This window comes from Butyrivibrio hungatei DSM 14810, assembly GCF_900143205.1.
GTDB lineage: Bacteria > Bacillota > Clostridia > Lachnospirales > Lachnospiraceae > Butyrivibrio > Butyrivibrio hungatei.
Genome location: NZ_FRDH01000021.1, coordinates 1 through 4871, shown reverse-complemented (window position 1 = coordinate 4871; position 4871 = coordinate 1). Strand labels below are relative to the sequence as shown.

Below are 4871 nucleotides of genomic sequence, written 5' to 3'. Positions count from 1 at the left end.
CATCCCACTAATCCGGATGTTAATGTCAGTGTTAACGCCAAAAAAATTGCTAAAGATTTTTTCTTCATGTTTTATTCCTCCCCAGCCACATTTGCTGTGGCTTTTTGCTTGGGTAAATAATACATGAGAAGAGTCTTTAGCAAAATTATCTAAAATTTATCGCCTGTGATAAGAAGAAGTAATGGACCCACTCCCCCCGTCCTCTTGGTCCACACACGAAAAAAGGACATCCAACCGGATGTCCTTTTTTAGAGCGATAGACGGGGCTCGAACCCGCGGTCTCGACCTTGGCAAGGTCGCGCGTTACCAACTACGCCACTATCGCATTTATGTGGTCATCACAACTGTGACAACGAATTGATTTTAGAATAAATTTAGTATATTGTCAACATGTATTTACAAAAATGTGGTATATTATCTTGCGTTGACAAATAATGATTGTACTAAGTTATCGAGAGGAATTAGATTTGGATATAAAGATTTCTGATGCAAAAGCATTTCTAAAAAGAGGACAAGGAAGAGAACTCAAGGCAGGCGGCCTTTGGGTTTATGATAATGAGATAGAAAGAGTCGAAGGCTCTTTTGAAAATGGAGATATCATCGAGCTTCATGACTTCGACGGCTATTTCATGGGATATGGTTTCATCAACACTGTATCCAAGATCAGGATAAGGATGATGTCCCGCAAACAGGAGCACCCTGTAACCAAGGAGCTTATCGAGAAAAGAATACGTGATGCCTGGGAATACAGAAAGGCTGTCATGGCTACAAATGAGCCAATTGAGCAGCTGTCTTGCAGACTTATCTTTGGAGAAGCTGATTTTCTTCCAGGGATAACAATTGATAAGTTCTCAGATGTTCTGGTAATCGAGTCACTTGCTCTTGGAACAGACAGAATGAAAGAGCTGATCATTGACCTTTGCAAAAAGGTTCTCCTTGAAGATGGCGTCAAGATCCGCGGTGTGTATGAGCGAAGTGATGCAAAGGTAAGAGAGCTTGAAGGTTTAGAGAGAGTAAAAGGCTTTATTGGAGAGCCATTTGATACAAAGGTTATTATTTCTGAGAACGGCGTTAAGTACTATGTTGATGTAGAAAATGGCCAGAAGACGGGATTTTTCCTGGATCAAAAGAATAATAGAAAGGCCATAGCTTCTTTTTGTAAGGGCAAAAAAGTTCTGGACTGCTTCACACATACTGGCTCATTTGCTCTTAACTGCGCGGCAGCAGGAGCAAGTTCAGTTCTAGGCGTTGATGCATCTGACCTTGGTTGCAAGCAGGCAGAAGAAAATGCTAGACTTAACGGCCTTGAGAATGTAGCAACCTTTCAGTGCGCTGATGTATTTGAACTTCTTCCTGACCTTGAGAAAAAGGGGGAGAAGTTTGACGTAGTTATCCTTGATCCGCCTGCATTTACTAAATCCAGAGCTTCGATCAAGAAGGCTACTACAGGATATAAAGAAATCAACATGCGCGGTATGAAGCTAGTCAAGGATGGCGGATATCTTGCAACATGTTCATGCTCACACTTTATGGATGAAGAACTGTTCCTTAAAACTATTCAGGATGCTGCAAGAGATGCGCACAAGAGACTCAAGCAGGTTGAATTCAGACAGCAGGCTGCAGACCATCCAATCCTTGTAGGCGGCGCTGCATCATACTATCTTAAATTCGTGATCTATCAGGTTTGCGACGAGATGTAAAAATATTAAAACCTCAGATGGTAACATCTGAGGTTTTGTTTTTCTAAAGCTTATGCATTTTTCATGATGCCTCTCATGGAGAGTCTGTCTATATCTCTAAAGTAAAATAGTCTTGTTATAGTCATTGAAAGAACTAATCCCAGTAATACCAACAGGTACCCGATTCCAATAGCTACATTGATGTCCTGAGCTCCAAAAAAGTCCAAAAAGAGATATTTGGATTGAGAGCAGCCAATAAGCGGGATCACAATAATAACAAAGACTATTGTAGATAAAACAAATCCTTTATAGCACGCTGCTGAATATACAAGAAGTAAAAGAACAAGTAAACCAAGAGCATAGATGTATTTTACCTGCATGGCATATTCGTCTACATCGGACGAAGGGGTTGCAATACGTGAGATATGGGCGTGATAGAGTGCCAGTAATGTGTATGCTATGAGTGAATATGGGACAGTGACCAAAAATGGATAATAGGTCAGAGTCTTTTTCCTGATGGGTGAAGACTTGATAAGGCCAGATTCGTTCGCTCCATAAAATAGCTCCATCATTGATATTGCAGGTATAAAGATATATACGCCACCCGTTACTGTTGCGCCTGTTGAGGCAACATCTAAAACGACTCCAAGTATAAAAAATATACTAGCTAAGATTATCTGCATCTTAAACTTTGGACTAAGTGTCATAAGTTTAAAGGCTTTTTTATAATCATTTATCATGGTATTTTTCCTCCATAAAACTTCTGTCATATCTATAAAGTGTATATTTGATCATGACTCCCGTACTGAAAACAGCCAGTACAAACACTATTGGAAGCCAGTTCATTGGATCAACCTCCCCCTGGCAGTATCTGTAAAACAGAGCAAGACTCACGATCACTCCAGCTATAGACATAAGTATTCCAGAAAAGCCTGTGTATGCCGCAAAGGTTGTTATGTTCCTTCCAATCAGGATAACAGTGGTTATAGAGGCATATACAAAGAGAATGCATACTAACGTCAAGATCCAGTCCATGGAAGTTAATTCTACCTGCAACATTTTCATAGTAATTGCATTGCAGACAATATAGATAAATACTATCTGAACAAATCTTCTGATCTGGTCGGCGATAATAGCCCATTTGATAGCTTCTCTACCTTTTGCTGAATTTTTGAAGATGCCCAAAGGGTAGTCCTTGGTGGTCAAGCCATTGAATGAATAGTAATCAGCATACATTCCTACAAACATCATTAATACAGCAAGATTAGAAACATTCAATACGTCGATGAGGGACTGCATCCAAATGTGTAAAAGAACTACGACTATCGGAACGACAATGAACATCACGATATTGTAAATGTCTCCATGAAAAAGACAATGTTTTCTGTATAATTCCTTCATTGATCATATCTCCTATTATTTGATTGCTGTAAGCTTGGTGTTGGCTCTCATTATTCCAACTGCAAGCTGTGACAACGTAGGTGTTTCTGTTATGAGATCAAGACCAGCCAGCTTATCAAGATTTTCTGAAAGACAAAGACCTTCAAATCCAAAGCTGCTTGATGTCATATCGTAAAAGAAAGGCTTAGCAGTTTCTTCATCTGCTTTATCACCTTTAACGTATGTGTACTTTTCTTTTAACTCCTCAACAAATCCCTGTTCAACGATAGAACCATTTTCTACGATAACAGCGTAATCTGTGACATTCTCCATGTCTGCAATGTTGTGAGTTGAGAAGATAACGGATTTCTCGCCCTCTCCCTCTTCAAGATATTCTCTTATCATGCTGCAGAGCTTGTCTCTCATAAGAGGATCAAGTGGAGATGCAGGCTCATCCATAAGTAAAAGATCTGTTTTTCTTGCAAAAACTCCGGCAAGCATGAGCTTGATCTTGTTACCATCTGATAAAGAGCTGACTTTCTTATTCTTATCTTTTGATGGATCAGAAATAGCAAGTTCATTAAGAATCTGATCATATTTGTTGCCATCGAAGTCATCGAAGAGCATGTCCTGAGCTTCTTTTACCTGCTTGAGGCTCCAGTTAGGAACAAAGTAGTTGCTGGTTCCTGTGTAGCCGATGTTGTTTTTGACAGTAGGATCAGTCTCTCTGTCGCTCTCAGTATATTTATCGAAGTAACTGATGTCGCCCTCATGTTCAAGGCGAAGACCAGCAATAAGCTCCAAAAGAGTAGTCTTACCAGCACCATTTTCTCCGATAAGAGCAGTAGCAAAGCCCTTTGGGAAATCAAGGCTGTCTACCTTAAGTTCGAAGTTCTTATATCTTTTTTCTATGTTCTTACAAGATACAACTGCGTTTGTATTCATGTTCATTCCTCCTCAAAATTCTGTAATGTCTTGAGCGTTTCGAATAATTCTTCATCGCTCATTCCTGCTATCTTTGCATATTTGATAGCTTCCAAAAGTGCATCCTCAACTTTACGTCTGTGCTGTTCTTTGAGCATCTCGCCGTCCTGAGCATTTACGAAGTAGCCTTTGCCCTGAACTGCTGTTACCATGCCCTCAGCTTCAAGCTGTTCATATGCCTTTATGGTTGTGATAACACTTATCTTTAGCTCCTTAGCCAGGCCTCTTATAGAAGGTAAGTACTCGCCTTGCGAATATCTTCCTTCGAGGATGTCTGTTCTGAAGCTGTCAGCAATCTGCTGATATATAGGAATTCCTGAATTCTGTGATATCTTCATCTCTTTTCCCCTTATGTATTGTTGCAACTGTTTATGTGTTATATATACACCCATAACAGTCTTATGTCAACAGTATAAAAAATTTAATTTTTATGTTGACATATTTTTTTGATTGGTATAATATAACTATTGCTGTCGCGCAAGCGACTTTACATATATGCGATAGTGGCGTAGTTGGTAACGCGCGACCTTGCCAAGGTCGAGACCGCGGGTTCGAGCCCCGTCTATCGCTCTAAAAAAGGACATCCGGTTGGATGTCCTTTTTTCGTGTGTGGACCAAGGGGACGGGGTTAGTGGGTCATTTTTCAAATGCCCCACTAACCCCGTCCCCTTGGTCCATTTACGCCCCCATCACGAGCACTTTTCTTTTTCTTTCAGCTTCTTCTTGTTTTCGTACATAAGCGCATCTGCTTTTTCGAAAACCCTTGCTACATCCTTTTCGCCATTGTACCGAGCCATTCCTGCAGCTATTACCACATCATCTTTCTGT

Annotated in this window: 5 protein-coding genes and 2 tRNA genes; 2 read left to right on the top strand and 5 right to left on the bottom strand. The window is 40.3% G+C overall.

The genetic code is table 11. From position 1 onward, the window contains the following. Positions 1 to 252: 252 nt before the first annotated feature. A tRNA-Gly gene (locus BUA02_RS15505) sits at positions 253 to 325 on the bottom strand. 154 nt (positions 326 to 479) lie between these two features. Between BUA02_RS15505 and BUA02_RS15500 the strand changes: the two genes are divergently transcribed. Continuing rightward, positions 480 to 1700 carry a class I SAM-dependent rRNA methyltransferase gene (locus tag BUA02_RS15500; RefSeq protein WP_072705775.1) on the top strand — a complete coding sequence of 407 codons (1221 nt, stop codon included), beginning with the start codon at positions 480 to 482 and terminating at the stop codon, positions 1698 to 1700. Positions 1701 to 1750: 50 nt separating this feature from the next. Here the strand turns inward: BUA02_RS15500 and BUA02_RS15495 are convergent, their stop codons facing one another. The 4 genes from BUA02_RS15495 to BUA02_RS15480 are packed head-to-tail and all read right to left on the bottom strand — an operon-like array spanning position 1751 to position 4381. Beyond that, positions 1751 to 2419 (bottom strand): hypothetical protein, encoded by a 669-nt coding sequence (locus BUA02_RS15495; RefSeq protein ID WP_072705773.1) that lies wholly within the window; start codon positions 2417 to 2419, stop codon positions 1751 to 1753. After that, entirely contained in the window at positions 2409 to 3080 is a 672-nt protein-coding gene (locus BUA02_RS15490; protein ID WP_072705771.1) for a hypothetical protein, read from the bottom strand. The genes BUA02_RS15495 and BUA02_RS15490 overlap by 11 nt, the downstream gene beginning before the upstream one ends. 15 nt (positions 3081 to 3095) lie before the next feature. Then, a complete protein-coding gene (locus tag BUA02_RS15485; RefSeq protein WP_072705769.1) occupies positions 3096 to 4004 on the bottom strand; it encodes an ATP-binding cassette domain-containing protein in 909 nt (302 codons plus the stop codon). A gap of 2 nt (positions 4005 to 4006) precedes the next feature. Next, positions 4007 to 4381 (bottom strand): GntR family transcriptional regulator, encoded by a 375-nt coding sequence (locus tag BUA02_RS15480; protein WP_072705767.1) that lies wholly within the window; start codon positions 4379 to 4381, stop codon positions 4007 to 4009. Between the two features lie 159 nt (positions 4382 to 4540). Here BUA02_RS15480 and BUA02_RS15475 point away from each other — a divergent pair. Further along, positions 4541 to 4613: transfer RNA gene (locus BUA02_RS15475), tRNA-Gly, on the top strand. Positions 4614 to 4871: the final 258 nt, after the last annotated feature.

Coding starts and splice junctions, on each gene's coding strand:
- BUA02_RS15495 (WP_072705773.1), bottom strand. CDS start 2,419: ATGATAAATGATTATAAAAAAGCCTTTAAACTTATGACACTTAGTCCA.
- BUA02_RS15490 (WP_072705771.1), bottom strand. CDS start 3,080: ATGAAGGAATTATACAGAAAACATTGTCTTTTTCATGGAGACATTTAC.
- BUA02_RS15485 (WP_072705769.1), bottom strand. CDS start 4,004: ATGAATACAAACGCAGTTGTATCTTGTAAGAACATAGAAAAAAGATAT.
- BUA02_RS15480 (WP_072705767.1), bottom strand. CDS start 4,381: ATGAAGATATCACAGAATTCAGGAATTCCTATATATCAGCAGATTGCT.